This is a genomic window from Methylobacterium amylolyticum (genome assembly GCF_030700245.1).
GTDB lineage: Bacteria > Pseudomonadota > Alphaproteobacteria > Rhizobiales > Beijerinckiaceae > Methylobacterium.
Genome location: NZ_JAUYZI010000004.1, coordinates 1 through 25098 on the forward strand (window position 1 = coordinate 1; position 25098 = coordinate 25098).

Sequence of the window (25098 nt, forward strand, 5' to 3'; positions counted from 1 at the left end):
CGACTGTCCGGTCGTGCGTGACGAGGCGGCGTTCGGTCCCAAAGCTCTCCCACGGTTGTGGCCGGAGGGTGGGCGGGCGCCAAACGCCGCGCGCCGGGTGGGGTGGCCACCCCACCCGGCGCAGCCCAATCTCAGCACATCACAGGGCCGCCTCCTAGATACAAGGGTGGCCCCCGAAGGGGATCGGGTGAGGGGAGCGCCGGTGCCGGAGGGGGCGCTCGGCATCGACCGCAGCGACTGTCCTGAAGCCGGGCTCCCCTCTCCCGACCCGGCCTGACGGCCGGGCCACCCTCCCCCGCAGAGGGGGGAGGGAGAGCCCGCTGGCTTTCGCATCATCCGATAGAGAAGGGGCGGCAGGCCCCGAGACCCGCCGCCCCAAACCTCGAAAAAAATCAGGCGGCGATGGCCTGGGCGCTCGGGCCGGCGGCGCGCACGTCGGCATCGACGTGGGTCTCGAACCGCTTGAAGTTGTCCTCGAACATCTTCACCAGCCGGGCCGCGGTCTCGACGAAGGCGCCCTTGTTCGCCCAGGTCTTGACCGGCTGCAGGATGTGCGGCTCGACGCCCGGGACCGCCACCGGCACCGCGAAGCCGAAATACGGGTCGCGGCGGAACTCGGCGGCCGAGAGCGAGCCGTCCAGCGCGGCGGCGAGCAGGCGGCGGGTGACGCGGATCGGCATGCGGCGGCCGGTGCCGACGCCGCCGCCGGTCCAGCCGGTGTTGACGAGCCAGCAATCGACGCTGTGCTTGGCGATCAGGTCGCGCAGCAGGTTGCCGTAGGCGCTCGGGTGCCGCGGCATGAACGGCGCGCCGAAGCAGGTCGAGAACGTCGCCTCCGGGCCGGTCAGGCCGCGCTCGGTGCCGGCCACCTTGGCGGTGTAGCCCGAGAGGAAGTGGTACATCGCCTCGGCGCCGGTCAGCTTGGCGATCGGCGGCATCACGCCGAACGCGTCGCAGGTCAGCATGACGATGTTCTTCGGGTGCCCGGCCCGGCCCGTGCCGCTCGCGTTGGCGATGAAGTCGAGCGGGTAGGCGCAGCGCGTGTTCTCGGTGAGCGAGGCGTCGTCGAAGTCCGGGGCGCGGCTCACGGGATCGATGATCACGTTCTCCATCACCGTGCCGAAGCGCTCGGTGGTGGCGTAGATCTCGGGCTCGGCGTTGCGCGACAGGCGGATGGTCTTGGCGTAGCAGCCGCCCTCGAAGTTGAAGATGCCCTCGTTCGACCAGCCGTGCTCGTCGTCGCCGAGCAACTGGCGGGAGGAGTCGTTGGACAGGGTGGTCTTGCCGGTGCCGGACAGACCGAAGAAGATCGCCGAGCCGCCGTTGGCGTCGAGCGCCGCGTTGGCCGAGCAGTGCATCGGCATCACGCCCTGGCCGGGCAGGATGTAGTTCAGGTAGGTGAAGACCGACTTCTTCATCTCGCCCGCGTAGGCCGAGCCGCCGATGAGGACGATCTTCTTGGTGAAGTCGATGGCGATCACCGTCTTCGAGCGGCAGCCGTGCCGGGCCGGGTCGGCCTGGAAGCTCGGCAGGTCGATGATCGTCAGGTCCGGCACGTAGGACGGGATCTCGGAGCGGTCCGGCCGGATCAGCAGGTTGCGGATGAACAGCGAGTGCCACGCGAACTCGGTGTAGATCCGCGCCTTGACGCGGTGGGCCGGGTCGGCGCCGCCGTAGAGGTCCTGGGCGAACAGCTCTTTACCCTCGGCGTGCTTGAGGAAGTCCGCGTGCAGCGTGGCGAACTGCTCCGGGGTGATCGCGCCGTTGTTGTCCCACCAGACCTCGGTCTCGGTGGAAGCGTCGCGGACCACGAACTTGTCCTTGGGCGAGCGGCCGGTGTGGCTGCCGGTGGTGGCGACCAGCGCCCCGCCCTTGGCGAGCTGGCCCTCCTTGCGGCCCAGCGCCTCCTCGTAGAGCCGCGGGGCCTCCAGGTTCCAGTACACGGTCTTGAGGGCGCGGAATCCGGCCTCCGCGGCGCCGTGGGCCGCGTTGCGATCACCGATGTCAGTCACGAGCGTATCTCCCGGGCCCCTGTTCGCGCCGCGCCATGATGCAGTCCGGACGATTCCCTCGTCCGGAGAAGAGCCGGGCAACGTCCGTGCGGTCGTACAGGACCGCCGCACGCAGGATCTCCGTTCCCGGGCCGTCGTGCCGCGCTGGTTAGGCAGCGAAGCGTCGCCGTCAATATGGGCTTTGCCGCGCTGCCGCAATCCGAGGGTGGACCGTTACTCCACAGATGTGGCCCCGCAGTCGCGAATGTGAGAGCCGGCGGCTGTCGGTAACCTGAACGGCGGCGCGCACGAGCGACCGGGACTGCCTATATCGTCACGGACGACCTGCGACCTCGCGCTGCGGACCGGCGCAGCCGCCGCGGTCGCGGATCCGGTTCCCACGCGGCCGGCCGCCCTCTATGCCCGGCTCACCTTCACGTCCGACGCAGAGTCCCGATGCCACAAGCCGTCGCCGGCCCCGAGATCGAGCGCCTGATCCAGCTCCTGGCGCGGATGCCCGGCCTCGGCCCCCGCTCGGCGCGCCGCGCGGCGCTCCAGCTCATCAAGAAGCGCGACACCCTGCTCGGGCCGCTGGCCGAGGCGATGCGGGTGGCGGCCGAGCGGATCGTGGTCTGCTCCTCCTGCGGCAACGTCGACACCTCGGAGCCGTGCACGATCTGCTGCGACGGGACGCGCGATCCCTCCACCCTCGTCGTGGTCGAGGACGTGTCGGACCTCTGGGCGCTGGAGCGCTCGGGGGCGGTGAAGGCGCGCTACCACGTGCTCGGCGGCGTGCTCTCGGCGCTCGACGGGGTCCGGCCCGAGCACCTCAACATCGCCCGCCTCGTCGAGCGGGCGAGCGACCCGGCGGTGAAGGAGATCATCCTGGCGCTCAACGCCACCGTCGACGGCCAGACCACGGCCCACTACGTCACCGAGTCGATCCGCCATCTCGGGCTCACGGTGACGCGCCTCGCCCACGGGGTGCCGGTGGGCGGCGAGCTCGACTACCTCGACGAGGGCACGCTCTCGGCCGCGATCCGCAGCCGCACCGCCTTCTGACGCGCGCATTTGACCGGCCCCGGGCGGCGCCATATGCCCAAGGATGTCCCGGGCCCGGCGCGTCTCTCGCGGGTGCCCGCCCCGCCGGTGCCCGCCATGACCATCCGTCCCCTCGTCATCCTGCCCGACCCCGTGCTGCGCCTCGTCTCGGAGCCGGTGGGCGCGGTGACGGCCGAGATCCGGACGCTCGTGGCCGACATGTTCGAGACGATGTACGACGCGCCGGGCGTCGGGCTCGCGGCGATCCAGGTGGGTGTGGCCAAGCGGGTCGTGACCATCGACACGTCGAAGGAGGAGAATGCCCGCGCCCCGCGGGTGTTCATCGACCCCGAGATCGTCTGGTCGTCGCAGGAGAAGCGCGTCTACGACGAGGGCTGCCTGTCGATCCCCGAATATTACGGCGAGGTCGAGCGGCCGGACCGGGTGCGGGTCCGGTTCCGCGACCTCGACGGCGCCGAGCAGGAGATCGAGGCGGACGGCCTGCTCGCCACCTGCCTCCAGCACGAGATCGACCACCTCAACGGCGTGCTGTTCATCGACCACCTGTCGAAGCTCAAGCGCGACCGGGTGATCAAGAAGTTCGCCAAGGCGGCCAAGCGCGACGCGGCCTGAGTTTTTCGCGATGCGCGTCGTCTTCATGGGCACCCCGGACTTCGCCGTGCCGACGCTCGCGCGGCTCGCGGGCGACGGGCACAGGATCGCCGCGGTCTACACCCGCGCGCCCGCGCGCGCCGGGCGGGGCATGAGCCTGCGGCCCTCGCCGGTCCAGGCGCTCGCCGACACGCTCGGCCTGCCGGTGCTGACGCCCGCCAGCCTGAGGACGCCGGAGGCGGCCGAGAGCTTCGCCGCGCACGCCGCCGACGTGGCGGTGGTGGTCGCCTACGGGATGCTGCTGCCGCAAGCCATCCTCGACCTGCCCCGGCACGGCTGCCTGAACCTGCACGGCTCGCTGCTGCCGCGCTGGCGCGGCGCCGCGCCGATCCAGCGCGCGGTGATGGCGGGCGACGCCGAGAGCGGCGTCGGCGTGATGCGGATGGAGGCGGGCCTCGACACCGGACCGGTGGCGCTGGAGGCCCGGGTGCCGATCGCGCCCGGGACGACGGCCGGCGCGCTGCACGACGCGCTGATGCCGCTCGGCGCCGACCTGATGGCCCGGGCGCTGCGGGACCTCGACGCCGGGACGCTGCGCTTCACGCCGCAGCCCGCCGCGGGAGTCGTCTACGCCCACAAGATCACCAACGACGAGGCGCGGATCGACTGGGGCCGACCCGCCGCCGAGGTCGCGGCGCGGATCAACGGCCTGTCGCCGTTCCCCGGCGCGTTCTTCGAGATCGACGCCGGCAAGGGACCGGAGCGGGTGAAGGTGCTGCGGGCGGCCGTGGCGGAGGCATCGGGGGCGGCCGGCGCGCTCATCGACACGGAGGGCACGGTCGCCTGCGGGTCGGGGGCGGTGCGGCTCCTCGAACTGCGCCGGGCCGGCAAGGGCGGCAGCGCCTCGGGGGCGGAGTTCGTGCGCGGTGCGCGGCTCGCGCTAGGTGCAAGGCTCGGATGAGAGCGATGAGCGCCTTCCCTCCCCCCTCTGCGGGGGAGGGTGGCCCAATGGGCGCCCTTTGCGTGAGCGAGGGTCGGGAGAGGGGAGCCCGGCCTCAGGACATGGCGGTGCGGCGCTGACATGCCCCGCTACAAGCTCGTCATCGAGTACGACGGCGCCCCGTTCTGCGGCTGGCAGCGGCAGGCGGACGACCCGACCGTCCAGGGGGCGATCGAGGCGGCGGTGCTGCGCTTCTCCGGGCAGCCGGGCCGCCTGACCTGCGCCGGGCGCACCGACGCGGGCGTGCACGCGATCGGGCAGGTGGCCCATCTCGACCTCGACAGGGAGTGGCGGACCGACACGGTGCGCGACGCGCTGAACGCGCACCTGCGGCCGCAGCCGGTCGCGATCCTGTCGGCCGAAATCGTCCCGGACACCTTCGACGCCCGGCACTCGGCGATCCGGCGGCACTACCGCTACCGCATCCTCAACCGCCGCAGCCCGGCGGCGCTGACCCGCGCCCATGTCTGGCAGGTGCCGTGGGCTCTCGATGCGGACGCGATGCACGCGGCCGCCCAGCGCCTCGTCGGCCGCCACGACTTCTCGGCGTTCCGCGCCGCGGAGTGCCAGGCCAAGAGCCCGGTGCGGACCCTGGAGCGGCTCGACGTCGCCCGCGCGACGATGGGCCTGCACGCGGAGATCGTGGTGGCGGCGAGCGCCCGTTCGTTCCTGCACCACCAGGTGCGGGCGATGGTCGGCACGCTGATGCTCGCCGGCAGCGGGCGCCTGTCGCCGGACGCGCTGTCGGACATCCTCGCCTCCGGGGACAAGAGGCGCTGCGGGCCGCTGGCGCCGGCGGCGGGGCTGACCTTCGTGCGCGTGGACTACGACGAGATCGGGAAGTAGGCGTCGAGCACGCGCCCGTAGATCGCGGCGAGCCGTTCCAGGTCGGCCACGGCCACGCACTCGTCGACCTGATGCATGGTCTCGCCGACGAGGCCGAACTCGATCACCGGGCAGTGATCCTTGATGAACCGGGCGTCCGAGGTGCCGCCCGTCGTCGAGAGGACCGGCGTGAGGCCGGTCTCGGCCCGGATCGCCGCGGTCACGAGGTCGACGAAGCCGTCGGGCCGCGTCAGGAAGGCCGGTGAATTCGAGGGCTGGAGGTCGAGGGTGAAGCGCACGGCGTTGCCGGCCGCCGCCTCCAGCCGCCGCCGGATCTCGGCGCCCAGCGTCTCGGCGGTCCAGTCGTCGTTGAAGCGGACGTTGAAGGTCGCCCGGGCGCTCGCCGGGATGACGTTGGTGGCGGGGTTGCCGACATCGATCGTCGTGAATTCGAGGTTCGAGGCGTCGAAGTGCCGGGTGCCGCCGTCCAGCGGCGCGGCGACCAGCGCCGAGGCCAGCCGCAGCAGGCCGGGGATCGGGTTCTCGGCCTTGTGCGGGTAGGCGACGTGGCCCTGGCGGCCGTGCACCGTGAGCCGGCCGGTGAGCGAGCCGCGCCGGCCGATCTTGATCATCTCGCCCAAGGCGGCGGGGTTCGTCGGCTCGCCGAGCAGGCAATGGTCGAAGCGCTCGCCGCGGTCGCGCGCCCAGGCGAGCAGCTTGACGGTGCCGTTGATCGCCGGCCCCTCCTCGTCGCCGGTGATCAGGAAGGCGATCGAGCCGGGAAAGTCCGGGCCGCGGCGGTCGAGGAAGGCGAGCGCCGCCGCGAGCATGCAGCCGAGCCCGCCCTTCATGTCGACGGCGCCCCGGCCGTAGAGCATCCCGTCCTCCACCGCCCCGGCGAAGGGATCGTGCCGCCACGCTCCCTCCCCGGCCGGGACCACGTCGGTGTGGCCGGCGAAGACGAGGCAGGGCGCGCCCGTGCCGATGCGGGCGTAGAGGTTCTCGACCTCCGGGCTGCCCGGCTCGGCGAAGGCCGGCCGCGCGACCGAGAAGCCCGCCCGGCCCAGGACGCGGGCGATCAGGGCGAGCGCGCCGCCCTCGGCGGGCGTCACCGAGGGGCAGCGGATCAGCGCCCGCGTCAAGCCGACCGCATCGGAGGGCGGCGAGCCGGACCGGTCTTCGGGCGATGTCACGGTTTCCATGGCGTATACGTATTCTGTCCGGTTCGATCGAAAACTTCGCACATCAAGCTTTGGTTGCGCATAATTCAGCGTCTCGCGTTGCAACCGGAAAGCACCGGCCCTAGTCTGTTGCCATCAGAGCATTCAAGACATCGCGGCGATGGGCACTGCAACTGGCACGAACGGACTCAACTTTTCCGAGCATCGCGGGCACCCGCGCAGGCAGACGATGATTCCCGCCACGATCCGCCTGCCGGACGGGGAGAACGCGGCCTGCGTGATCCGCGACATCTCCCTCTCCGGCGCGCGTCTCTCGCTGTCGCGGCGGTACACGCTCACCGCCGCGTTCCCGTTGACCGTCCCGGGCTTCGACAATCCCTTCCCGATGCGCCGGATCTGGCAGTCCGGCGACGAGGCCGGGGTGATGCTCGACGTCTCGATGCCGGAGGCGGCTACTTGGTCATCACTACCTGAACATCACCGACTCGGCGGACCACGCTGACCGTCACGTCGTCGGCGTGGCGCTGGAAGCGCAGGTCGACCCGCGAGGCGCCGAGCCTGACGTTGTACAGGGTCACGCCGTCGAGGAAGGCCGGGAGGATCGGGTTGTTCAGCCGGACGCGGTTGCGGTCGTGGTCGAGTTCGAGCCCGAGGCAGGCGGCCAGGAACGCGAACGGCGCCGCCGCCGCCCAGGCCTGCGGGCTGCACGCCACGGGGTAGGAGACCGGCCCGCGCTGGCGCCGCCGGGTGAAGCCGCAGAACAGCTCCGGCAGCCGCTTCTGGTCCTGGTAGAGGGCGGTGTCGAACATTCCCTGGAAGATGCGCGCGGCCTCGGCCTTCCGGTCGTAGCGGGCGAGCCCCATGGCGATCAGCGCGTTGTCGTGCGGCCAGATCGAGCCGTTGTGGTAGGACATCGGGTTGTAGCGCGCCTCGCCCTGCGCGATCGTGCGCACGCCCCAGCCGTTGAACCCGTCCTTGCACAGCAGCGTCTCGGCGACGCGCGCGGCGCGCTCCGGCTTGGCGATGCCGGTGAACAGGGCGTGGCCGGCGTTCGACGAGCGCACGGCGCACTGCTTCTTCGCGCCGTCGAGGGCCAGCGCGTAGGTGCCGAGTTCCTCGTTCCAGAACGCCGCGTCGAACCGCTCCCGCAGCGCTTCGGCCTCGCTCGCCAGCCGGTCGGCCGTCACGTCGTCCCCGAGCAGGCGGGCGAGCTTGGCGATGCCGTGCTTGGCCGCGTAGACGTAGCCCTGGACCTCGCACAGGGCGATCGGCCCCTTGGCGAGGTGGCCGTCGGCGTGGAAGATCGAATCGTGGCTGTCCTTCCAGCCCTGGTTCTCCAGCCCCTTGTCGGTGTCGCGGGCGTACTCGACGAAGCCGTCCCCGTCGCGGTCGCCGTAGCGGTCCATCCATGCGAGCGCCAGTTCCAGCGCCGGCCACACGGCGCGGATCGTCTCCATGTCGCCGGAGACGGCGTAGTATTCCCAGGCCAGCATCGCGAAGAGCGGCGTGCCGTCGATGGTGCCGTAATAGTGCCGGAACGGCACCTCGCCGAGCATCGCCATCTCGCCGCGGCGGGTCTCGTGCAGCACCTTGCCGGGCTGGGCGTCGGCGGCCGGGTCGACCGTCTTGGCCTGGGTGGCGGCGAGGTAGCGCAGGACGCCGCGGGCGAACTTCGCGTCGATCCACAGGGCCATCATCGCGGTGATGATGCCGTCGCGACCGAACACGGTGGAGTACCAGGGGATGCCGGCGAAGGGGTAGATGCCCTCCGGCGTGCGGCTCGCCAGCATGTAGAGGTCGGCGGTGGCCCGGCACAGGCCCTCGTTGAACTGGTCGTTCGAGGAGATGATCGTCGTGATCCCGGCGGTCATCTCGCGCTGGTCGCGGCGCTGGTCGCGGTAGGCGCGGGCGAAGATCGTGCCCTCGGACAGGCCCTTCGGATGGCGCACGGGGCCGCCGCCGTTGGCGGCGAGCGTCAGCCGGGCGGCCGCGTCCTCGCCGACCATGTCGGCGGCGGGAGGCTTGGTGAAGGCGCGGTGCGACTCGAACACCACGCGGATGAACAGCGACACCCGCCCCCCGGGGGGCAGCGACACGTCGAACTCGGCCCGGCCCGGCTCGATGCGGTCGGGGGTCGGCCCGAAATGCACGGCGGTGGTGCGCACGATCTCGTCGAGGCCGACGTAGCGGAACTGCACCTCGCGGTCGCTCGTCACCTGCACGCCGCGCTTGCCGCGCTCCGTGCGGTTGGTGCCGCGCACCTCGAACAGGTCGCGGTAATCGGCGTCGAAGGTCACGGCGATGCGCAGGCGCCGGTGCTTGGCGTCGTAGGAGCGCAGGCCGATGCGGTCGTAGCAGGTGCCGCGGAACAGGAACTTGGTGCGCTCGATCGCCACCGTCTCGCGGGGGATCGAGGTCTCGTCGTGGGCGTCGAGGCGGATGTCGGGGGTCGTCATGTCGACGCTCAGCGCGCCGTTGTCGTCCTGCATCACCGAGGAGAGCATCAGCGGGCGCTGCCCCTCCACCGTCACCTCCAGCCGCGACAGGTAGCGCGTGTCCTGGAAGTACAGCCCCTCGGGTCCCGGCTGCACGCCGATGTCGCCGTAGCTGTCGAGGACGCCGAACGCCTCGCCGAACTTGAGGGACCGCAGCGGCCGCTCCACCAGCGAGGTCTGGGCCTCGATGTGGTAGGTCGGCAGCACCTCGTCCGCGTCCTGGAAGCCGCGGGGCATCTGAACCGAGCCCGCTTGGGCCTGAGCCGCCATCTTGTCCGCCGCCATGCAGGGCATCTCCGGGTGCGCGTTGTGGGCCTGAACCGAGTCGCGGCCCTCTGTGACCGTTCGGTCGAGGCGCTCTCGCGACGCTAGGACGGGCGGCGGGCGTCTCGCAAGCCCAAGGCCGCCGAGCCCGGTGCCGCCCGTATGGGCCCGCGCCGGCCCGGCGGACAGGCCTCAGGCCGGCATCGCCGCGACCGGGATCGCCGGCCGCGCGGAGCCGTTGACCTCGCCGACCTGCGGCTTGAAGGCGGCCGCCCGCGGCAGGCGGATGACCTCCGCCGAGCGCGCCAGCAGTTCCTCGTAGGCCGCGACGTACTTCTTCACCATGCACTCGGCGGTGAACTGGCCCTCGAAGTAGCGGCGCACGCCGGCGCGGCTCATGGCCTTCACCTTGGCGACCGCGGCCACCGCGTCATCCATGCTGTCGCACAGCACGCCGCCGACGCCGTCCTTGATCACCTCGGGGACCGAGCCGTTGCGGAACGCGATCACCGGGGTGCCCGCCGACATCGCCTCGATCATCACCAGGCCGAAGGGCTCCGGCCAGTCGATCGGGAAGGCGAGCGCCAGGGCGTTGCCGAGAAACTCCTTCTTCTGCTCCTCGTTGATCTCGCCGATATACTCCACCAGCGGGTGGTGGATCATCGGCTCGATCACCTCGTCCCAGTACTCCTGGTCGGCCTTGTCGACCTTGGCGGCGATCTTCAGCGGCGTGCCGGAGCGGATCGCCATCTCGATCGCCCGGTCGGGGCGCTTCTCGGGGGAGATGCGGCCGAGGAAGGCGAGGTAGCCGCCCTTGGCCTCCGGGTAGTACGGGCAGTTCTGCGAGGGCAGGCCGTGGTGGATCGTCTCCAGCCAGTTGACGTTCGGCGGCATCGGCAGCCGCTGGTTGTCCGAGATCGACACCAGCGGCATGCCGGTGAAGGTGCGGTAGACCGGCATGAAGTCCGGCACGTCGAGGCGGCCGTGCATCGTGGTGATGCACTTGTGGTTCAGGTCCTCGAACATCGGGTACTGCAGCAGGTCGATGTGGAAGTGCAGGATGTCGAACTCGTGCGCGCGGCGATGCACCTGGTGTAGCATGGCGAGGTGGCTGGCGGTGTGGTCGCGGTAGCCCAGCAGGCGCAGGCCCTCCGGCGTGCAGGCGGCGAGCTTGGCCGAGGTCTGCGAATCGCCGCTGGCGAACAGCGTGACGTCGTGGCCCTGGCGGACGAGTTCCTCGGTGATCCAACTGACGACGCGCTCGGTGCCGCCGTAGAACTTCGGGGGCACGGCCTCCGACAACGGGGCGATCTGGGCAATGCGCACGAGGTGTCTCCTGATGTGACCGACTTTGGCGGGGCTCTAACCCGGCCGGCCTGAGCGGGACATGAATGAAACCGACGGCCAAGGTTATGGTTCCTGCACCGCACGCCTGTCGCGTGCGGTGCGGTCCGCGCCGCCGCCTGTCCCCGGATTCCCCGCAAGGCCCCGCGCGAAGGCCCAGCGCGCGGGGTCGGATGGGCGCGCGACCGAAGCCGTTGCCGCGGATGCCGGTTTCTGCCATAAGCCGCCCCGCGTCGAACCGCCCGGCCGATCAAGGGCTGCCGTGGCGGTTCATGCTGCTCCACCAGAAGCACCATCGCGCACCCCTCCGGTCCTCACGGACCGCCTGAGAGGTTTTCGCGCATCGGAGAGCCAAATGCCCAAGCTGAAGACCAAATCGGGCGCCAAGAAGCGCTTCAAGATCACCGGCACCGGCAAGGTGATGTATGCCCAGGCCGGCAAGCGCCACGGGATGATCAAGCGGACGACGAAGCAGATCCGCAACCTGCGCGGCACCACGACCCTGTTCGAGGGCGACGCCGCCAACGTGAAGAAGTATTTCCTGCCTAACCAGCGCTAATCCTTCACGACAGCCGACCCTGCTTTAAGTCGAATCCAGGAGACAACCGATGGCCCGCGTCAAGCGCGGCGTGACCAGTCACGCAAAGCACAAGAAAGTCCTGAAGGCCGCCAAGGGCTATTACGGCCGGCGCAAGAATACGATCCGCATCGCCAAGCAGGCGGTCGAGAAGGGGCTGCAATACGCCTACCGCGACCGCAAGAACAAGAAGCGCACCTTCCGCGCCCTCTGGATCCAGCGCCTCAACGCGGCGGTCCGCGAGCACGGCCTGACCTACTCGCGCTTCATCGACGGGCTGGCCAAGTCCGGCATCGTCGTCGACCGCAAGGCGCTGTCGGAACTCGCCATCCACGAGCCGGCGAGCTTCGCCGCGGTGGTCGAGAAGGCCAAGGCCGCCCTGCCGGCCGACGCGGCCAAGGCCGCCTGAGCCGCAAGCCCCCTCGCGACCTGACGGAAGGCGCGGCGCCCGGCGGGCGGCGCGCCTTCGTCGTTTCCGGCCCGCGCTCCGGCTCCCGCACCCTTGCGCCCGCGGCCGCGAAGCGCGAGAGCACGCCCCGCGCCCGTCCTTCTCGAAGACAGCGATGACCGATCTCGACACCCTCGAACGCGATCTCCTGGCCCAGGTCGCGGCGGCCGCCGACGAGGCCGCCCTCGACGCCGTGCGCGTGTCCGCGCTCGGCAAGAAGGGCAGCGTCTCCGACCTGCTCAAGACGCTCGGCGCGATGACGCCCGAGGCGCGCAAGACGCGCGGCCCCCTCATCAACGGCCTGCGGGACCGGGTGCAGGGGGCTCTGGCCGACCGCAAGGCGGCCCTCGCCGAGGCCGCCCTGGAGGAACGCCTCGCCTCCGAGCGGGTCGATGTGACCCTGCCGGTGCGCGAGGCGCCCGAGGCGCGCGGGCGCATCCACCCGATCAGCCAAGTGATCGACGAGATCACGGCGATCTTCGCCGACATGGGGTTCTCGGTGGCCGAGGGGCCGGACATCGAGACGGACGAGTTGAACTTCACCGCCCTCAACTTCCCGCCCGGCCATCCGGCCCGCGAGATGCACGACACCTTCTTCCTGGCGCCCGACCGGGAGGGCAAGCGCAAGGTGCTGCGCACCCACACCTCGCCGGTCCAGATCCGCACCATGCGCGCGAAGGCGCCGCCGATCCGGGTGATCATCCCGGGCCGGACCTACCGGCACGATTCCGACCAGACCCACACCCCGATGTTCCATCAGGTCGAGGGGCTGGTGATCGATACCGCGGCCAACATCGCGAACCTGAAATGGGTTCTCGAGGAGTTCTGCCGGGCGTTCTTCGAGGTCGACGCCGTGAAGATGCGCTTCCGCCCGTCGTTTTTCCCCTTCACCGAACCCTCGGCGGAGGTCGACATCCAGTGCTCGCGCAAAGGCGGCGAGATCCGCTTCGGCGAGGGCACCGACTGGCTGGAGATCCTCGGCTGCGGCATGGTCCACCCGAACGTGCTGCGCAATTGCGGGCTCGATCCGGACGCGGTGCAGGGCTTCGCCTTCGGCGTCGGCCTCGACCGCATCGCCATGCTCAAATACGGCATGCCGGACCTGCGGCCGTTCTTCGAGGCGGATGTCCGCTGGCTCGACCATTACGGGTTCCGGCCGCTCGACGTGCCGAGCTTGGTGGGTGGGCTGACAAGCTAGACGCTCGCTCGTGCGTCGGACCGGCGGCCACTCCAGCGGAGAGTTCTAGCGGGAGGTGATGACCAGATGACGGATCAAGAGATCACGACCATCGTTTCCGACCTTCTCCGCAACCGCATCCCTGACGCAGGTTTCGAAGGCGCCGAGGCGATTTCCGCCCGCGACTCCGACGGAGACCCCGTGATCCGCGTCATCGCCCGTTATCAACGCCGACCGCGGATCAAACCGGATCCACTGCTCAATTCCGTTCATGCGATCCGCGAAAAACTGCTCACCCTCGGCGAGGACCGCTTCATACTTCTCAAGAATGACGTGCTCGAGGAGAGAGAGACAGACGAGGACTTCGATTAGCCATGGCCTCAATGATGGAGCGTATGCTCGATCAGGCGGATGAGCTGATCGAAAGATATCATCGGAGCTCGGCAGCCAAGCGACGCGCCGTGAGTACGGCTTACTATGCCGCGTTTCACTGGCTCCTCTGGCATTGTGCGCAGCAGATCCTGCCCGGCGAGGACGCCAACAGCGTCGAGTTCGAGCGTGTCTATCGAGCGCTCGATCATGGTACCTTGAAAAATGCCTTCAACGGCAACGTCCTGAAGGGTAATTCGAGTCTCAACGCTATCGGGACAGACTTCATCCAGTTGCAGGAAGCGCGGATCAAAGCCGACTATACGCCGCCACGCCGCAACGTCTTTGCGCTTTCCGAGGCAAAGGAGCATCTCGCGCGTGCGCGCGAGATCATCGCAAAAATGCAGGACCTGAACGACGCGGATCGGCAAGTTCTGGCAATCCATCTTCTCTTCCCGAGCCGAAAAAAATGAAATTCACCCTCTCCTGGCTCAAGGACCACCTCGACACCGAAGCGTCCCTCGACGCGATCGCCGAAGCGCTCACGCGCATCGGCCTCGAGGTCGAGGGGATCGCCGACAAGGCCGCCGCGCTGGCGCCCTACGTGGTGGCGCGGGTGCTCACCGCCGAGCAGCACCCGAACGCCGACCGGCTGCGGGTCTGCACGGTCGATGCCGGCGACGGTCGGCCCGTGCAGGTGGTCTGCGGCGCGCCGAACGCGCGGGCGGGGATGACCTCGGTGTTCGCGCCGCCGGGCACCTACGTGCCCGGCAAGGGCATCACCCTCTCGGTCGGGACGATCCGCGGGGTGGAGAGTCACGGCATGCTCTGTTCCGGGGCCGAACTCGGGATCGGCGAGGATCACGACGGCATCCTCGATCTCGGCGCCGACGCGCCCGTGGGCGTGCCCTACGCCCGGCACGCCGGCCTCGACGACCCGGTGATCGAGATCAACCTGACGCCGAACCGGCCGGACTGCACCTCGGTCCGCGGCATCGCCCGCGACCTCGCGGCGGCCGGCCTCGGAGTGCTCAAGCGCGAGACCCTGCCGCCGGTGCGCGGCGAGGGTGCCTGCCCCGTGACCGTCGCGTTGGCCTTCGAGCCGGCCGATCGCGGCCTGTGCCCGCTCTTCGCCCTCCGGCTGGTGCGCGGTGTGAGGAACGGCCCCTCGCCCGCCTGGATGCAGGCGCGGCTGCGGGCGATCGGCCTGCGCCCGATCAACGCGCTCGTCGACATCACCAACTACGTCACCTTCGACCGCGGGCGGCCGCTGCACGTGTTCGACGCCGCCAAGGTCCACGGCGCCCTCACCGTGCGCCGGGCGCGGGAGGGCGAGACGCTTCTCGCGCTCGACGGGCGCACGCACGCGCTGACCGACGACACCGTGGTCATCGCCGACGCGAACGGTCCCGAATCGATCGCCGGCATCATGGGCGGGCAGGCGTCCGGCTGCGACGAGACCACGACCGACGTGCTGATCGAGTCGGCCCTGTGGGACCCGGCCAATATCGCGGCCTCCGGCCGGCGTCTCGGGATCATCACCGACGCGCGCTACCGTTTCGAGCGCGGCGTGGATCCGGCTTTCACGCTGCCGGGCCTCGACCTCGCCACCCGCCTGGTGCTCGACCTGTGCGGCGGCACGCCGAGCCAGGCGACCATCGCGGGCGAGGTGCCGGATTCCGAGCGGATCGTCGACTTCCCCTGGACCGAGGTGCGGCGGCTCGCCGGCATCGATCTGCCGCGCATCGAGATGAAGGTGACGCTGGAGGCGCTGGGCTTCCACGTGGCCGGCACCGGCGACCGGGTGAAGGTGCTCACCCCGTCCTGGCGACCCGACATCGAGGGCAAGGCCGATCTCGTCGAGGAGATCGTGCGCATCGCCGGCCTCGACCGGATCGAGGCCAAGCCGCTGCCCCGCCCGGCGGGGGTCGGCCGGCCGCTGCTCACGCCGATGCAGAAGCGCACCCGCACCGCCAAGCGGGCGCTGGCCGCGCGCGGCCTGATGGAGGCGGTGACGTGGTCGTTCATCCCGCAGGCCGACGCGGAGCTGTTCGGCGGCGGCGGGGGCGACCTGCGGCTGGCCAACCCGATCGCCGCGGATTTGTCCGACATGCGCCCGAGCCTCGTCCCGGGGCTGCTGCGCGCCGCCCAGCGCAACGCCGATCGGGGCTACCCGGACGCCGCCCTGTTCGAGGTCGGCCAGTGCTTCGGCAACGATCAGCCCGAAGGCCAGAGCACCCGCGCGGCCGGGGTGCGCCGCGGCTCGGCGACACTCGGCGGCGCCGGTCGGCACTGGGACGGCGGGATCGAGGCGGTCGACGCGTTCGACGCCAAGGCCGACGCGCTGGCACTGCTCGCGAGCCTCGGCGTGCCGACGGGCGGCCTCCAGGTCACGGCGGGGGGGCCCGCGTGGCTGCATCCGGGCCGGTCGGGCACGCTGCGGTTCGGCCCGAAGACGGAGGTCGGCTGGTTCGGCGCGGTACACCCGCGGACGATGCAGGCCCTCGATCTCAAGGGCAGCCTCGTCGCCTTCGAGATCGTCCTCGACGCCCTGCCCCTGCCCAAGCACCGGCCGACCAAGGCGAAGCCGGCGCTGGCGCTCTCCGAGTTCCAGCCGCTGTCGCGCGACTTCGCCTTCGTCGTCCCCCGGGACGTCGCGGCGGGCGACATCGTGAAGGCGGCGCAAGGGGCGGAGCGCAAGCTCGTCACGGGGGTCGAGGTGTTCGACCTCTACGAGGGGCCGGGCGTGCCGGAGGGCGCGAAATCGGTGGCGGTCGCGGTGCGGCTCCAGCCGGTCGAGCGCACGCTCACCGACGCGGAGATCGAGGCGGTGAGCGCGAGGATCGTCGCCGAGGTCTCCCGCCGCACCGGCGCGACGCTGCGGATGTGAGCGTTCGGGTGTCCGGAGGGCTACGCCCTCGGGCGGGTCGCCGGGGCGGAGCCCTGGCCGCATGGGCTGGAGGCACGACATGACCGGAACGCACGCCCTGATCGAGACCCTGTCGGCGGCCGAGTACCTGCCGGCCCGGGCCCTGCGCGAGGCCCAGGCGCATCCGCAGGTGATCGCCGAGGCGGTGCTGCCGCTCCTGGAGACGGCCGCCGCCGGCACGGAGCTGACGCCCGAGCAGGAGAACCTCGTCTTCTGGGGGCTGCACCTCCTCGCGCAGGCCCGCGATGCCCGCGCCCTGCCGCCGCTGCTGCGGCTGCTGCGGGGCGACATCGAACAGACCGACCGCGTGCTGGGGGATGCCGCCACGTCGACGCTCGCTCGGACCGTGGCGAGCCTGTTCGACGGCGACACGGACCCGCTGTTCGCCTTCATCCTCGACAGCAGCCTCGACGACAGCCTGCGCCAGTCCGTGCTGGCGGCCTGCACGTTCCTGTGCCTGGAGGGCCGGATCCCGCGCGAGGCGATGCACGCGCTGCTGGTGCGCTTCGACGACGCCACGGCGGCGGTCGAGGGCGACATCGGCTGGACCGCCTGGGAAGAGGCGATCGCCCAGCTCGGGTTCGGCGACCTCGCCCCCCGCGTCGAGGCGGCCCAGGCCGACGGGCGGATCGATCCGCTGATCAGCGAGCCGGACTGGTTCGTGGAGACCCTGCGCATGGCCGAGCGGCATCCCGCCGATCTCAGCCGGCTCGACCCCTACCAGCACGGCTACATCGACGATCCCGTGGACGCCCTCGACTGGACGCGCAAGGGGTTCGGCGAGCCCGTGCGCAACCCGGTCAAGGATGTCGGCCGCAACGATCCCTGCCCCTGCGGCTCGGGCAAGAAGTTCAAGAAATGCTGCCTCGGCAAGGCGGCCCCGGAGGACGACGGGCCGTTGCCGGGTCTAGGCGGCTGAGGTTCCGCCGAGCGCGTCGCCGCTGAGCGGGTTGTCCGGGTCCCAGCCGTAGGTCAGCGTCTCGAACCGCATGGCGCGGGCGTCGACCATCAGCAGGCGCCCGACCAGCGGCTCGCCGAAGCCCGCCACCGCGCGGATCACCTCCATCGCCATCAGCGAGCCCATGACGCCCGCGAGCGCCCCGAGCACCCCCGCTTCCGCGCAGGGCGGCACGGTGCCGGGCGGCGGCGGGTTCGGGAACAGGCAGCGATAGGTCGGGTTCGGGCGCCCGTCCGGTCCGGTCTCGTGGGCGCGGATCGTGGTCAGCGTTCCGTCGAAGCGGCCGAGCGCCGCCGTCACCAGCGGGCGCCGGGCCCGGAAGCAGGCGTCCGAGACCGCGTAGCGGGTGGCGAAGTTGTCGGAGCCGTCGGCGACGAGGTCGTAGCCGGCGATCAGGTCGACGGCGTTCTCGGGGGTGATCCGGAACGGGTGCGCGGCGACCCGGACGTGCGGGTTGAGGCGGCCCACGGCGTCGGCCGCGCTCTCGACCTTCGGACGCCCGAGGTCGGGGGTGCCGTGGACGACCTGCCGCTGGAGGTTCGAGAGGGAGACCGCGTCGTCGTCGACGATGCCGATCGTCCCGATCCCGGCCGCGGCGAGGTACTGGATCAGCGGCGCGCCGAGGCCGCCGGCCCCGACCACCAGCACGCGGGCGGCCTTCAGCCGGGCCTGCCCCGGGCCACCGACCTCGGCCAGGACGAGGTGGCGGGCGTAGCGTTCGACTTCTTCGGGAGCGAGGGCCATGCGGCGCAGATAGGCGATCCCACCGACCGGAGGAAGATCACCGGCCACGGCGCCGCCCCGATCAGGAGGCGGCGCGGTGCGACGTTCGAAAAAATCAGCGCGGGGCGAGGATCATGATCATCTGGCGGCCCTCCAGCATGGGCTCGCTCTCGACCTTGGCGACCTCGGCGGTCTCGGACTTCACCCGCTCCAGGAGCTTCAGGCCGAGATCCTGGTGGGCCATCTCGCGGCCGCGGAAGCGCAGGGTCACCTTGACCTTGTCGCCCTCCTCGAAGAAGCGCTGCACCGACTTCATCTTGGTGTCGTAGTCGTGCTTGTCGATGCCGGGGCGGAGCTTGATCTCCTTGACCTCGACCGTCTTCTGGCGCTTGCGCGCCTCGTTCTGCTTCTTCTGCTCGTTGAAGCGGAAGCGGCCGTAATCGAGCAGCTTGCAGACCGGCGGCACGGAGTTCGGCGCGATCTCGACGAGGTCGAGCCCGACTTCCTCGGCCATGTTCAGGGCATCGAAGAAGGGCACGACGCCGCGGTTCTGCCCGGTGTCGTCGATCAGTTGCACCTCTCGCACACCGCGGATGTCGCGGTTGGCGCGCGGCCCGTCCTTCTGCGGGGCCGGCATGGCTCTCATCGGTCTACGAATGGCTGTAGTCTCCTGCTGCAACGACGAAACGGCGGACCGGACGACCCTCCCCGAGGATCTCCTGACCGCCAGCCGCTCCGGTCTTTCCCGGACGTCCAACCTTGGCCGAACCGGACCTCAAGTCAACCGGCTCCGGTGACGACTGCGCCCGAGGATGCAGCGTCCGGGCCGGATTTTGGTTCCCGCGATCTCTCGACAATGTGTGGACCGCCCCCGGCTCCGGCAAGGCGGCGTCCATGGCCGCGTCAGCGGCCGAGGAGGCCGGCGTAGACGGCCAGGGTATCGTTCACCATGCGTTCGAGCGAGAAGTTGGCCTCCACATGAGCGCGCCCGCGCCGGGCGAGCGCGTCACGCGCGCTGGCGCCGAGCGACAGCGCCTCGATCAGCGCGTCGGCGAGCGCGCCGGCGTCGCCCGCGGGCACGCGCCAGCCGGTGCGCTGGCCCGGGGCCACGTCCGGGGGGGCGAGCACGGTCTCGGGCACCGCGCCGAGGTCGGAGACCACGACGGGGGTGCCGAGCGCCTGCGCCTCCACCGCCGCGCGCCCGAAGGCTTCCGGCTCCACCGAGGGCACCGCCACCACGGAGGCGGCGCGGAAGGCGGCCGGCATGTCGGTGCAGTGGCCGACCCGGCGCACGAGGCCGCCGAGGTTGCGCGCGGCGACCAGGGCGTCGAGATCCCGCTCGTAGGCCGCCCGCCCCTGCGGATCGCCCGCGAGCACCACGGCGAAGTCGGAGAGCCCGCGGTCGCGCATCCGCGCCGCGGCCTCGATCAGCACCCGGTGGCCCTTCCAGGCGGTGAGCCGGGCGGCGAGCAGCACCACCCGCTCGTGCGGAGCGACGCCCCAGGCCCGGCGCAGGGCCTCGACCCGCGGGGCACCGACCGCCAGGGGGTTGAAGGCGGCGAGATCGGTGCCGCGGTGGATCACCCGCACCCGGGCGCCCGCCTGGTCGGCGTGCAGGCGGGCGATCAGGTCGGCGGTGTAGCGCGAGTTGGCGATCACCGCGTCGCCCCGGGCCATCACCGAATTGTAGAGCACCTTCACGCCGGTGCGGCCGGAATAGCTGCCGTGGTAGGTGGTCACGAAGGGCAGGCCGAGGCGGCGCGCGGCGCCGAGCGCCACCCAGGCCGGGGCCCGGGAGCGGGCATGGACGATCTGCACGCCCTCCCGGCGGCACAGGGCCATCAGCCGGACCACGTTCAGCGCCATCCGGGCGGGGTTCTTGGAGGCGGCGGGGAAGCGCAGCCAGTGGCCGCCCTTGGCCTGGAGTTCGCCGACGAGGCGGCCGCCCTCGGTGGCGACCAGCGCCCGCGCCCCGGCGGCGGCGAGGCCGGCGGCGACGTCCACCGTCGTCCGCTCGGCCCCGCCCGCGTCGAGTTCGGGGATGATCTGGAGGATGCAGGCGCCGGCCAGCGCCCCGGCATCCACCGGGAAGGCCGGTCCGGCCCGGGTCTCATCGCCCATCTGCGGGCCCTCCGCGAGGATCCGCGCGACGCCAGCCGATCTCTGCCAAATGCCAGCACCCATTGCGGCAGCATCGCCGCCGCGCTTTACGGTTCGGTAAACGGTCCCTGAAGCGGACCTGTTCAGGACTGGATTCGCCGGGTCCCGCCGCGGTGTCGACGGAGGACGAGGTGACGGAGGACAGCATGAGCGATGCGGGGCCGGACTTCCTGACGGTGGGCGGCGGCGCGGCGGCGCGGCGGATCGCGGTGCGGGTGCGCGAGGGCGCCGGGCCGCCCGTGGTCTGGCTCGGCGGCTTCCGCTCGGACATGACCGCCACCAAGGCCGCCGCCCTCGACGGCTGGGCGGAGGCGGCCGGGCGACGGTTCGTGCGCTTCGACTACGGCGGCCACGGGGCGTCGGACGGCGACTTCGCGGCGGGCACGATCTCCTCGTGGCTCGCGGATGCCGAGGCGGTGATCGCGGCCCACGTGCGCGAGGCGCCGGTGCTGGTCGGCTCGTCGATGGGGGGGTGGATCGCCTGCCTCGCGGCACGGGCGCGGCGGGCGCGGGGGGAGCCGACCGCCGGCCTCGTGCTGATCGCCCCGGCCCTCGACTTCACCGAGGAGCTGATGTGGGCGCAGATGCCGGAGGCGGCCCGCCGGGCGATCGAGACGGAGGGGGTCTTTCTGCGGGAGAGCGACTACGCCCCCGAGCCGGATCCGATCACCCGCGCCCTGATCGAGGACGGGCGGCGGAACCTGCTGCTCGGGGCGCCGATCGAGCCGGGCTGCCCGGTCCACATCCTCCAGGGGATGCGCGACCCGGACGTGCCCTACGATCACGCCCTGCGCACCCTCGGCCAGCTCCCGGCCGAGGGCACCGTGCTGACGCTGATCGCCGACGGCGACCACCGCCTGTCGCGGCCGCAGGACATCGCGCGGCTGGTCGCGGCGGTGGCGGGGATCGCCTGACGGGTCAGTGCAGGCTGACGGGCTGGAGGTCGTGGGCGAAGGCGTTGGCCAGCACCACCTCGCGGGAATCGGCGAGCATGATCGGCGCGCCGCTCGCCGAGAGCAGGGCGAACAGGTCGAGGCCCGGCGACAGCTCGGGTGCCTGCGGGAAGTAGCGCCGCACCTCCTCCGACCGGATCGGCCGGACATAGGCGATGTGGCCCTCGCCGAGCGCGGCGAGGTCGGCGGGCTTGAACGCGGCCGGGTCGAGGTCGGCGGGGGTCAGGGGCGAGGCGGTCAGATCGGACATGGGTGCCCTCCTTACGAGGCAGAGCGTCCCCCCGGTCCCGAAGGCGGCCGGGGGCTCGATCCCGATGTGGGGACGGGCCGGGCCCCGATCAATCGGGCTCCGTGCGCCCCTCCGCCGCGGCTCAGTCCCGGGCGCCGATGTCGATGCGGCGGACCACCCGCTCGGGCTCGGGGCGCACGAGGTCGATCGAGAGCAGGCCGTTGGAGAGATCGGCGCCCAGCACCTCCATCCCGTCGGCCAGCAGGAAGGCCCGCTGGAACTGGCGCGCGGCGATGCCGCGGTGGAGGAAGTGGCGCTCGCGCTCGTCCACCTGCCGGCCGCGGACCACGAGCTGGTTCTCCTCCAGCATCACGTCGAGCTGGTCGCGGGTGAAACCGGCCACCGCCAGGGTGATGCGCAGGCGCTCCGGCTCCCGCTCGGTGCGCGGCAGGCGCTCGATGTTGTAGGGCGGGTAGCCGTCGTTGGCGGCCTTGGAGACGCGGTCGAGGGCCTGCTCGATCTCGTCGAAGCCGAGCAGGAAGGGGTGCCCGAAGGGCGAGGGTCGAGTCATCGCGGCCGTCACTCTCGAATGCGAGACCTCAGACCCGGAGGCCGGCCAGGCCGCGCGGATCGGCGAGCGCCTCGGCGTCAGGGGAGCCCGCACGCGGCAGCGCTCCGCCCGGCGGGCAGCCGCCGGGATCACGGTGATATGGCCGAGCGCACAGGGGCCATCAAGGGCGGCGCCGAGACCCGCAGGGCTCCGAACCCGGGTTAACGCCGGGCCACCTCGGCTGCGATCCACCACCGCCGTCATTCCGGGGCCGCGCAGCGGAGCCCGCAATCCAGAACCACAGGGCGTGCCGGACATGGCTGTCGTCGGCGTTTCTGGATCCCGGGCTCGCCTCCGGCGCCCCGGGATGACGGAGGGCGTGTCACAATCGGCGACAAACACGCTGCGGCTGTGTCGCGTTCATCCGAGTTCGGAGTCCTGCCGAAACCCGCCGCCGACCTCTCCAAGGGTCTAGCGGAGGAATTTGGGATGAATGCGCAATCTACTCCGGGTCGATGCGGCAAGAGGACGGCTCCGTGTCTCGGCCGGCTAACAGTTTGGAATGGCTCTGATTTTCTGCGCAGGCCTTGATAGTACGTCCGGTCCTCGAATATTGCCGCGGCGGGGATCTCCGGTTCCGGACCGGGCCGGCGATCCGCACGAGATCGGTTCAGCGGGCGACCCGCGGAGGCTGGATGAGCGCGTCCTCGACACCGCCGGGCCATGCGACACTGCGGCGCGTCGCCGATGTCTGCGGCGACGAAGCCGACGTGCTGGCCCTGTCGGTCGCCCGATTCGTGGCGGCCGGCTACATGACCTGCGACGTGGCCTGCTGGGACGCGGCGTTCGACGGGGCGGAGCAGTTGCTCGGCCCGGCCGAGGGGCCGCGCTTCGTGGCCGGCGTCGTGGGCATCGTGCGCGCCCTCAAGGCCGAGCGCGCCGAGGACTGGTCGTTCATGCCGGCGAGCTGCTGCCGGCTGACCGGCCACGAATGCGCCCTGGTCGCGCTGATCGGCCGGGGCCGGCGCCGGGCCTGGGACGACGTGGCCGATGGGGCGGCCGCGCTGGCGGCCCGCCCGGCGGCGCCCCGGCTCGAAGCGGCGGTGCGCGCCGCGGCCGAGACGATCGACATGGCGGCGACGCGGTTGGCCGGAATCCGCGCCCCCGCGCGCCCGGCCGCCGCGGTGCTGCACTGACCCCGGTGACCGGGATGAGAGAGGATTTTCGGACTTTGGCTGCCTGGAGCGTTCCCCTGTACCGCCGCCGCATCGGGCGCGTCGCCCTCGACACGGCGGCCTGCCTCGCCCTGTCAGTGCTTCTCGTCGCCGCGGCGCTCGCGCAGGATGCTCCCGCCGACAAGGCGGCTCCCGGGGCGGCTCCCGGTGCGACGCCCGACAAGGCGACGTCCGATCGCGCGGCCCCCGACCGGGCGCCGATCAAGCTCCAGCTCAACAAGACCGAGCCGGCCGGCGACGCCTGCCGCATCACGATGGTGGTCGACAACACCCGCGGCCCCGCCCTCAAGTCCTACAAGGTCGACCTGTTCGCCTTCGATCCCGAGGGGATCGCCCAGCGCCGGGTGGCGGTCGAACTCGGGCCGCTGCCGCCGCGCAAGACCACCGTGAAGATCTTCGACTTCCCGGGGATCGCCTGCGGCAAGGTCGGCCGGGTCCTCCTGAACGACGTGCTCGCCTGCGACGGCGGCGAAGCCGCGCGCGAGGCCTGCCTGGAACGGACCGAGACCGAGTCGAAGGCCGGCATCGCGTTCGACCGCTAGGGGGGCCGGGGCCGAGGCCGCCTCGTCGCGAGGGAGAGCATCGCGACCCGGACCCGGAGCCCGTGCCCGGCGCGGCTCCGGGGCGGCCGGCGCCACCGACGAACCACACCGCCCGGCGGCACCGACAGGCCGCCGGGCGGTCCGCGGCTTTGGCCGCACCGATCCCCGAGCGGCCCCAGGCCGCGGTCGACAGACGCTGAGGAGCCCTGAATGGACCCGACACAAGCCCTCCCGGTCGAGACCGGTCACGACTTCTCCTTCCTCGGGCTGTTCCTCCAGGCCGACCCGATCGTGAAGGGGGTCATGATCCTCCTCGTGATCGCCTCGATCGCCTGCTGGACCGTGGTGTTCGAGAAGGTCGTGCGGCTGGCCGCCGCCCGCCGTCAGGCCAAGGCGTTCGAGAACCTGGTGCGCTCGGGCGGCAGCCTCGACGGCGAGTTCAAGGGCATCGCCGGGCACGTGGTGAAGGCGGCGCTCGACGCGTGGCGCGACCAGGACCAGACCGAGACCCGCGCCGAGCGGCGCGAGCGGATCGAGCGGGCGATGCGCGGCGCGCTCGGCGTCGAGATCAAGCGCCTGAAGGGCGGCCTGTCGCTGCTCGCCACCTCCGGCTCCACCGCCCCGTTCGTCGGCCTGTTCGGCACGGTCTGGGGCATCATGAACTCGTTCTCGTCGATCGCGCGCAGCCAGGACACCTCGCTCGCGGTGGTGGCGCCCGGCATCGCCGAGGCGCTGTTCGCCACCGCCATCGGCCTCGTCGTCGCGATCCCGGCGGTGATGGCCTACAACAAGCTCACCACCGACGTCGGCGGCGTCCAGAGCTCCTTCAGCTCGTGCATCGCCGTCCTCGGCAACCGCCTCGCCCGCGACCGGGCCGGCCAGAAGCACCGCGCCGCCGCCGAGTAGCGCCCGCCTCCACACCCCGCACCCCGTCCCGGGCGCCGCAGCCGTCCGGGACGCCGCACACGCACGATTCGAGACGAGAGACCGGGAGCAGACCCGATGGCGATGGGATCGATCCGCACGGGCGACGAGGACGGCCTCGACGACGCGCCGATGTCGGAGATCAACGTCACGCCGATGGTCGACGTGATGCTGGTGCTGCTGATCATCTTCATGGTCGCGGCGCCCCTGATGACGACCGGCGTTCCGGTGCAGTTGCCCAAGACGGCGGCGGCGAAGGTCGCGCAGGCGAAGAAGCCGCTGGAGGTCACCGTCGACAAGGACGGCAACCCCTCGATCGCCAAGCAGGTGTACACGATGGACAGCATCGTGCCGCGCCTGCGCGAGATGGCGGCCGATGACAAGGATCAGGTGATCCTGGTGCGGGGCGACCGCGACGTGCCCTACGGCAAGGTCATGGAGGTGATGGGCCTGATCGGGCAGGCGGGCTTCTCCAAGGTCTCGCTCATCGCCCAGTCGCCCGGCGGCGCCGCCCCCGGATCCGCCGCTCCGGCCTCCGCCCCGGCCGCCCCCGCAGAGACCGCCCGCTGAC

Annotated in this window: 26 protein-coding genes; 17 read left to right on the forward strand and 9 right to left on the reverse strand. The window is 71.5% G+C overall.

Features of this window, described 5'->3' with window-relative positions; translation table 11 throughout:
• Positions 1-392: 392 nt before the first annotated feature.
• A complete protein-coding gene (locus Q8W71_RS04230) occupies positions 393-2012 on the reverse strand; it encodes a phosphoenolpyruvate carboxykinase (protein WP_305524087.1) in 1620 nt (539 codons plus the stop codon).
• Positions 2013-2447: 435 nt separating this feature from the next.
• Here Q8W71_RS04230 and recR point away from each other — a divergent pair, with 435 nt between their 5' ends.
• From recR to truA, 4 genes are all read left to right on the forward strand, one after another.
• A complete protein-coding gene (recR, locus tag Q8W71_RS04235; RefSeq protein WP_305524088.1) occupies positions 2448-3053 on the forward strand; it encodes a recombination mediator RecR in 606 nt (201 codons plus the stop codon).
• Positions 3054-3149: 96 nt separating this feature from the next.
• Positions 3150-3665: a peptide deformylase gene (locus Q8W71_RS04240; protein ID WP_305524089.1), complete on the forward strand. Its 516-nt coding sequence runs from the start codon at positions 3150-3152 to the stop codon at positions 3663-3665.
• Positions 3666-3675: 10 nt separating this feature from the next.
• Positions 3676-4605 (forward strand): methionyl-tRNA formyltransferase, encoded by a 930-nt coding sequence (gene fmt / locus Q8W71_RS04245; RefSeq protein WP_305524090.1) that lies wholly within the window; start codon positions 3676-3678, stop codon positions 4603-4605.
• A gap of 120 nt (positions 4606-4725) precedes the next feature.
• Positions 4726-5490, forward strand: coding sequence for a tRNA pseudouridine(38-40) synthase TruA (gene truA, locus Q8W71_RS04250; RefSeq protein ID WP_305524091.1), 765 nt, complete (start codon positions 4726-4728; stop codon positions 5488-5490).
• Here the strand turns inward: truA and dapE are convergent.
• The gene (gene dapE, locus Q8W71_RS04255; protein ID WP_305524092.1) at positions 5469-6671 is read right to left on the reverse strand and encodes a succinyl-diaminopimelate desuccinylase; all 1203 of its coding nucleotides are present in this window, start codon (positions 6669-6671) and stop codon (positions 5469-5471) included. The two genes, truA and dapE, sit on opposite strands and share 22 nt — an antisense overlap.
• Positions 6672-6810: 139 nt before the next feature.
• On the opposite strand from dapE, the gene Q8W71_RS04260 reads away from it, so the two are divergent.
• A complete protein-coding gene (locus Q8W71_RS04260) occupies positions 6811-7152 on the forward strand; it encodes a PilZ domain-containing protein (RefSeq protein WP_305524093.1) in 342 nt (113 codons plus the stop codon).
• Here the strand turns inward: Q8W71_RS04260 and Q8W71_RS04265 are convergent.
• Together Q8W71_RS04265 and Q8W71_RS04270 are read right to left on the reverse strand one after the other, a co-directional pair.
• Positions 7103-9430, reverse strand: a complete 2328-nt coding sequence (locus Q8W71_RS04265; protein WP_370875336.1) for an amylo-alpha-1,6-glucosidase — start codon at positions 9428-9430, stop codon at positions 7103-7105. The genes Q8W71_RS04260 and Q8W71_RS04265 overlap by 50 nt on opposite strands.
• A 171-nt stretch (positions 9431-9601) precedes the next feature.
• Positions 9602-10735, reverse strand: a complete 1134-nt coding sequence (locus Q8W71_RS04270) for a glycosyltransferase family 4 protein (protein WP_305524094.1) — start codon at positions 10733-10735, stop codon at positions 9602-9604.
• A gap of 373 nt (positions 10736-11108) precedes the next feature.
• Between Q8W71_RS04270 and rpmI the strand changes: the two genes are divergently transcribed.
• The 7 genes from rpmI to Q8W71_RS04305 all read left to right on the forward strand — a co-directional run bounded on the left by rpmI (position 11109) and on the right by Q8W71_RS04305 (position 17172).
• Positions 11109-11312 carry a 50S ribosomal protein L35 gene (gene rpmI / locus Q8W71_RS04275; RefSeq protein ID WP_056244427.1) on the forward strand — a complete coding sequence of 68 codons (204 nt, stop codon included), beginning with the start codon at positions 11109-11111 and terminating at the stop codon, positions 11310-11312.
• A gap of 49 nt (positions 11313-11361) precedes the next feature.
• Positions 11362-11739 (forward strand): 50S ribosomal protein L20, encoded by a 378-nt coding sequence (gene rplT, locus Q8W71_RS04280; protein WP_305524095.1) that lies wholly within the window; start codon positions 11362-11364, stop codon positions 11737-11739.
• 154 nt (positions 11740-11893) lie between these two features.
• Positions 11894-12976, forward strand: coding sequence for a phenylalanine--tRNA ligase subunit alpha (pheS, locus tag Q8W71_RS04285; protein ID WP_305524096.1), 1083 nt, complete (start codon positions 11894-11896; stop codon positions 12974-12976).
• 66 nt (positions 12977-13042) lie between these two features.
• On the forward strand, positions 13043-13327 hold the full coding sequence (locus tag Q8W71_RS04290; RefSeq protein ID WP_305524097.1) for a hypothetical protein: 285 nt from the start codon (positions 13043-13045) through the stop codon (positions 13325-13327).
• Between the two features lie 23 nt (positions 13328-13350).
• Positions 13351-13797, forward strand: a complete 447-nt coding sequence (locus tag Q8W71_RS04295; protein ID WP_305524098.1) for a hypothetical protein — start codon at positions 13351-13353, stop codon at positions 13795-13797.
• Positions 13794-16214 (forward strand): phenylalanine--tRNA ligase subunit beta, encoded by a 2421-nt coding sequence (pheT, locus tag Q8W71_RS04300; protein ID WP_305524099.1) that lies wholly within the window; start codon positions 13794-13796, stop codon positions 16212-16214. Before Q8W71_RS04295 ends, pheT begins: the two co-directional genes overlap by 4 nt.
• A gap of 79 nt (positions 16215-16293) precedes the next feature.
• Positions 16294-17172: a DUF1186 domain-containing protein gene (locus Q8W71_RS04305; RefSeq protein WP_305524100.1), complete on the forward strand. Its 879-nt coding sequence runs from the start codon at positions 16294-16296 to the stop codon at positions 17170-17172.
• On the opposite strand, the gene Q8W71_RS04310 is transcribed toward Q8W71_RS04305, so the two are convergent.
• From Q8W71_RS04310 to Q8W71_RS04320, 3 genes are all read right to left on the reverse strand, one after another.
• Positions 17161-17955 (reverse strand): HesA/MoeB/ThiF family protein, encoded by a 795-nt coding sequence (locus tag Q8W71_RS04310; RefSeq protein WP_305524101.1) that lies wholly within the window; start codon positions 17953-17955, stop codon positions 17161-17163. The genes Q8W71_RS04305 and Q8W71_RS04310 overlap by 12 nt on opposite strands.
• A gap of 94 nt (positions 17956-18049) precedes the next feature.
• Positions 18050-18571 (reverse strand): translation initiation factor IF-3, encoded by a 522-nt coding sequence (infC, locus tag Q8W71_RS04315; protein WP_305524102.1) that lies wholly within the window; start codon positions 18569-18571, stop codon positions 18050-18052.
• A 266-nt stretch (positions 18572-18837) separates the two neighbouring features.
• The gene (locus Q8W71_RS04320; protein ID WP_305524103.1) at positions 18838-20055 is read right to left on the reverse strand and encodes a glycosyltransferase family 4 protein; all 1218 of its coding nucleotides are present in this window, start codon (positions 20053-20055) and stop codon (positions 18838-18840) included.
• A 185-nt stretch (positions 20056-20240) separates the two neighbouring features.
• On the opposite strand from Q8W71_RS04320, the gene Q8W71_RS04325 reads away from it, so the two are divergent.
• Positions 20241-21008, forward strand: a complete 768-nt coding sequence (locus tag Q8W71_RS04325; protein WP_305524267.1) for an alpha/beta fold hydrolase — start codon at positions 20241-20243, stop codon at positions 21006-21008.
• Between the two features lie 4 nt (positions 21009-21012).
• Here the strand turns inward: Q8W71_RS04325 and Q8W71_RS04330 are convergent, their stop codons facing one another.
• Both Q8W71_RS04330 and Q8W71_RS04335 read right to left on the reverse strand, forming a co-directional pair.
• A complete protein-coding gene (locus tag Q8W71_RS04330; RefSeq protein ID WP_305524104.1) occupies positions 21013-21297 on the reverse strand; it encodes a BQ00720 family protein in 285 nt (94 codons plus the stop codon).
• A 121-nt stretch (positions 21298-21418) separates the two neighbouring features.
• Positions 21419-21847 carry an Hsp20 family protein gene (locus Q8W71_RS04335; RefSeq protein ID WP_305524105.1) on the reverse strand — a complete coding sequence of 143 codons (429 nt, stop codon included), beginning with the start codon at positions 21845-21847 and terminating at the stop codon, positions 21419-21421.
• A 674-nt stretch (positions 21848-22521) separates the two neighbouring features.
• On the opposite strand from Q8W71_RS04335, the gene Q8W71_RS04340 reads away from it, so the two are divergent.
• From Q8W71_RS04340 to tolR, 4 genes are all read left to right on the forward strand, one after another.
• Positions 22522-23022: a hypothetical protein gene (locus Q8W71_RS04340; protein WP_305524106.1), complete on the forward strand. Its 501-nt coding sequence runs from the start codon at positions 22522-22524 to the stop codon at positions 23020-23022.
• A gap of 14 nt (positions 23023-23036) precedes the next feature.
• Positions 23037-23603 (forward strand): Tat pathway signal protein, encoded by a 567-nt coding sequence (locus Q8W71_RS04345; RefSeq protein WP_305524107.1) that lies wholly within the window; start codon positions 23037-23039, stop codon positions 23601-23603.
• A 210-nt stretch (positions 23604-23813) separates the two neighbouring features.
• Positions 23814-24509, forward strand: coding sequence for a MotA/TolQ/ExbB proton channel family protein (locus tag Q8W71_RS04350; protein WP_305524108.1), 696 nt, complete (start codon positions 23814-23816; stop codon positions 24507-24509).
• A gap of 96 nt (positions 24510-24605) precedes the next feature.
• Positions 24606-25097, forward strand: coding sequence for a protein TolR (gene tolR / locus Q8W71_RS04355; RefSeq protein ID WP_305524109.1), 492 nt, complete (start codon positions 24606-24608; stop codon positions 25095-25097).
• Position 25098 lies beyond the last annotated feature (1 nt).

What these genes read in the sequence shown, in the direction of transcription:
- recR (WP_305524088.1), top strand. Translation starts at nt 2,448, where the DNA reads ATGCCACAAGCCGTCGCCGGCCCCGAGATCGAGCGCCTGATCCAGCTC.
- Q8W71_RS04240 (WP_305524089.1), top strand. Translation starts at nt 3,150, where the DNA reads ATGACCATCCGTCCCCTCGTCATCCTGCCCGACCCCGTGCTGCGCCTC.
- fmt (WP_305524090.1), top strand. Translation starts at nt 3,676, where the DNA reads ATGCGCGTCGTCTTCATGGGCACCCCGGACTTCGCCGTGCCGACGCTC.
- truA (WP_305524091.1), top strand. Translation starts at nt 4,726, where the DNA reads ATGCCCCGCTACAAGCTCGTCATCGAGTACGACGGCGCCCCGTTCTGC.
- dapE (WP_305524092.1), bottom strand. Translation starts at nt 6,671, where the DNA reads ATGGAAACCGTGACATCGCCCGAAGACCGGTCCGGCTCGCCGCCCTCC.
- Q8W71_RS04260 (WP_305524093.1), top strand. Translation starts at nt 6,811, where the DNA reads ATGGGCACTGCAACTGGCACGAACGGACTCAACTTTTCCGAGCATCGC.
- Q8W71_RS04265 (WP_370875336.1), bottom strand. Translation starts at nt 9,430, where the DNA reads ATGGCGGCGGACAAGATGGCGGCTCAGGCCCAAGCGGGCTCGGTTCAG.
- rpmI (WP_056244427.1), top strand. Translation starts at nt 11,109, where the DNA reads ATGCCCAAGCTGAAGACCAAATCGGGCGCCAAGAAGCGCTTCAAGATC.
- rplT (WP_305524095.1), top strand. Translation starts at nt 11,362, where the DNA reads ATGGCCCGCGTCAAGCGCGGCGTGACCAGTCACGCAAAGCACAAGAAA.
- pheS (WP_305524096.1), top strand. Translation starts at nt 11,894, where the DNA reads ATGACCGATCTCGACACCCTCGAACGCGATCTCCTGGCCCAGGTCGCG.
- Q8W71_RS04290 (WP_305524097.1), top strand. Translation starts at nt 13,043, where the DNA reads ATGACGGATCAAGAGATCACGACCATCGTTTCCGACCTTCTCCGCAAC.
- Q8W71_RS04295 (WP_305524098.1), top strand. Translation starts at nt 13,351, where the DNA reads ATGCTCGATCAGGCGGATGAGCTGATCGAAAGATATCATCGGAGCTCG.
- pheT (WP_305524099.1), top strand. Translation starts at nt 13,794, where the DNA reads ATGAAATTCACCCTCTCCTGGCTCAAGGACCACCTCGACACCGAAGCG.
- Q8W71_RS04305 (WP_305524100.1), top strand. Translation starts at nt 16,294, where the DNA reads ATGACCGGAACGCACGCCCTGATCGAGACCCTGTCGGCGGCCGAGTAC.
- Q8W71_RS04310 (WP_305524101.1), bottom strand. Translation starts at nt 17,955, where the DNA reads ATGGCCCTCGCTCCCGAAGAAGTCGAACGCTACGCCCGCCACCTCGTC.
- infC (WP_305524102.1), bottom strand. Translation starts at nt 18,571, where the DNA reads ATGCCGGCCCCGCAGAAGGACGGGCCGCGCGCCAACCGCGACATCCGC.
- Q8W71_RS04320 (WP_305524103.1), bottom strand. Translation starts at nt 20,055, where the DNA reads ATGGGCGATGAGACCCGGGCCGGACCGGCCTTCCCGGTGGATGCCGGG.
- Q8W71_RS04325 (WP_305524267.1), top strand. Translation starts at nt 20,241, where the DNA reads ATGAGCGATGCGGGGCCGGACTTCCTGACGGTGGGCGGCGGCGCGGCG.
- Q8W71_RS04330 (WP_305524104.1), bottom strand. Translation starts at nt 21,297, where the DNA reads ATGTCCGATCTGACCGCCTCGCCCCTGACCCCCGCCGACCTCGACCCG.
- Q8W71_RS04335 (WP_305524105.1), bottom strand. Translation starts at nt 21,847, where the DNA reads ATGACTCGACCCTCGCCCTTCGGGCACCCCTTCCTGCTCGGCTTCGAC.
- Q8W71_RS04340 (WP_305524106.1), top strand. Translation starts at nt 22,522, where the DNA reads ATGAGCGCGTCCTCGACACCGCCGGGCCATGCGACACTGCGGCGCGTC.
- Q8W71_RS04345 (WP_305524107.1), top strand. Translation starts at nt 23,037, where the DNA reads ATGAGAGAGGATTTTCGGACTTTGGCTGCCTGGAGCGTTCCCCTGTAC.
- Q8W71_RS04350 (WP_305524108.1), top strand. Translation starts at nt 23,814, where the DNA reads ATGGACCCGACACAAGCCCTCCCGGTCGAGACCGGTCACGACTTCTCC.
- tolR (WP_305524109.1), top strand. Translation starts at nt 24,606, where the DNA reads ATGGCGATGGGATCGATCCGCACGGGCGACGAGGACGGCCTCGACGAC.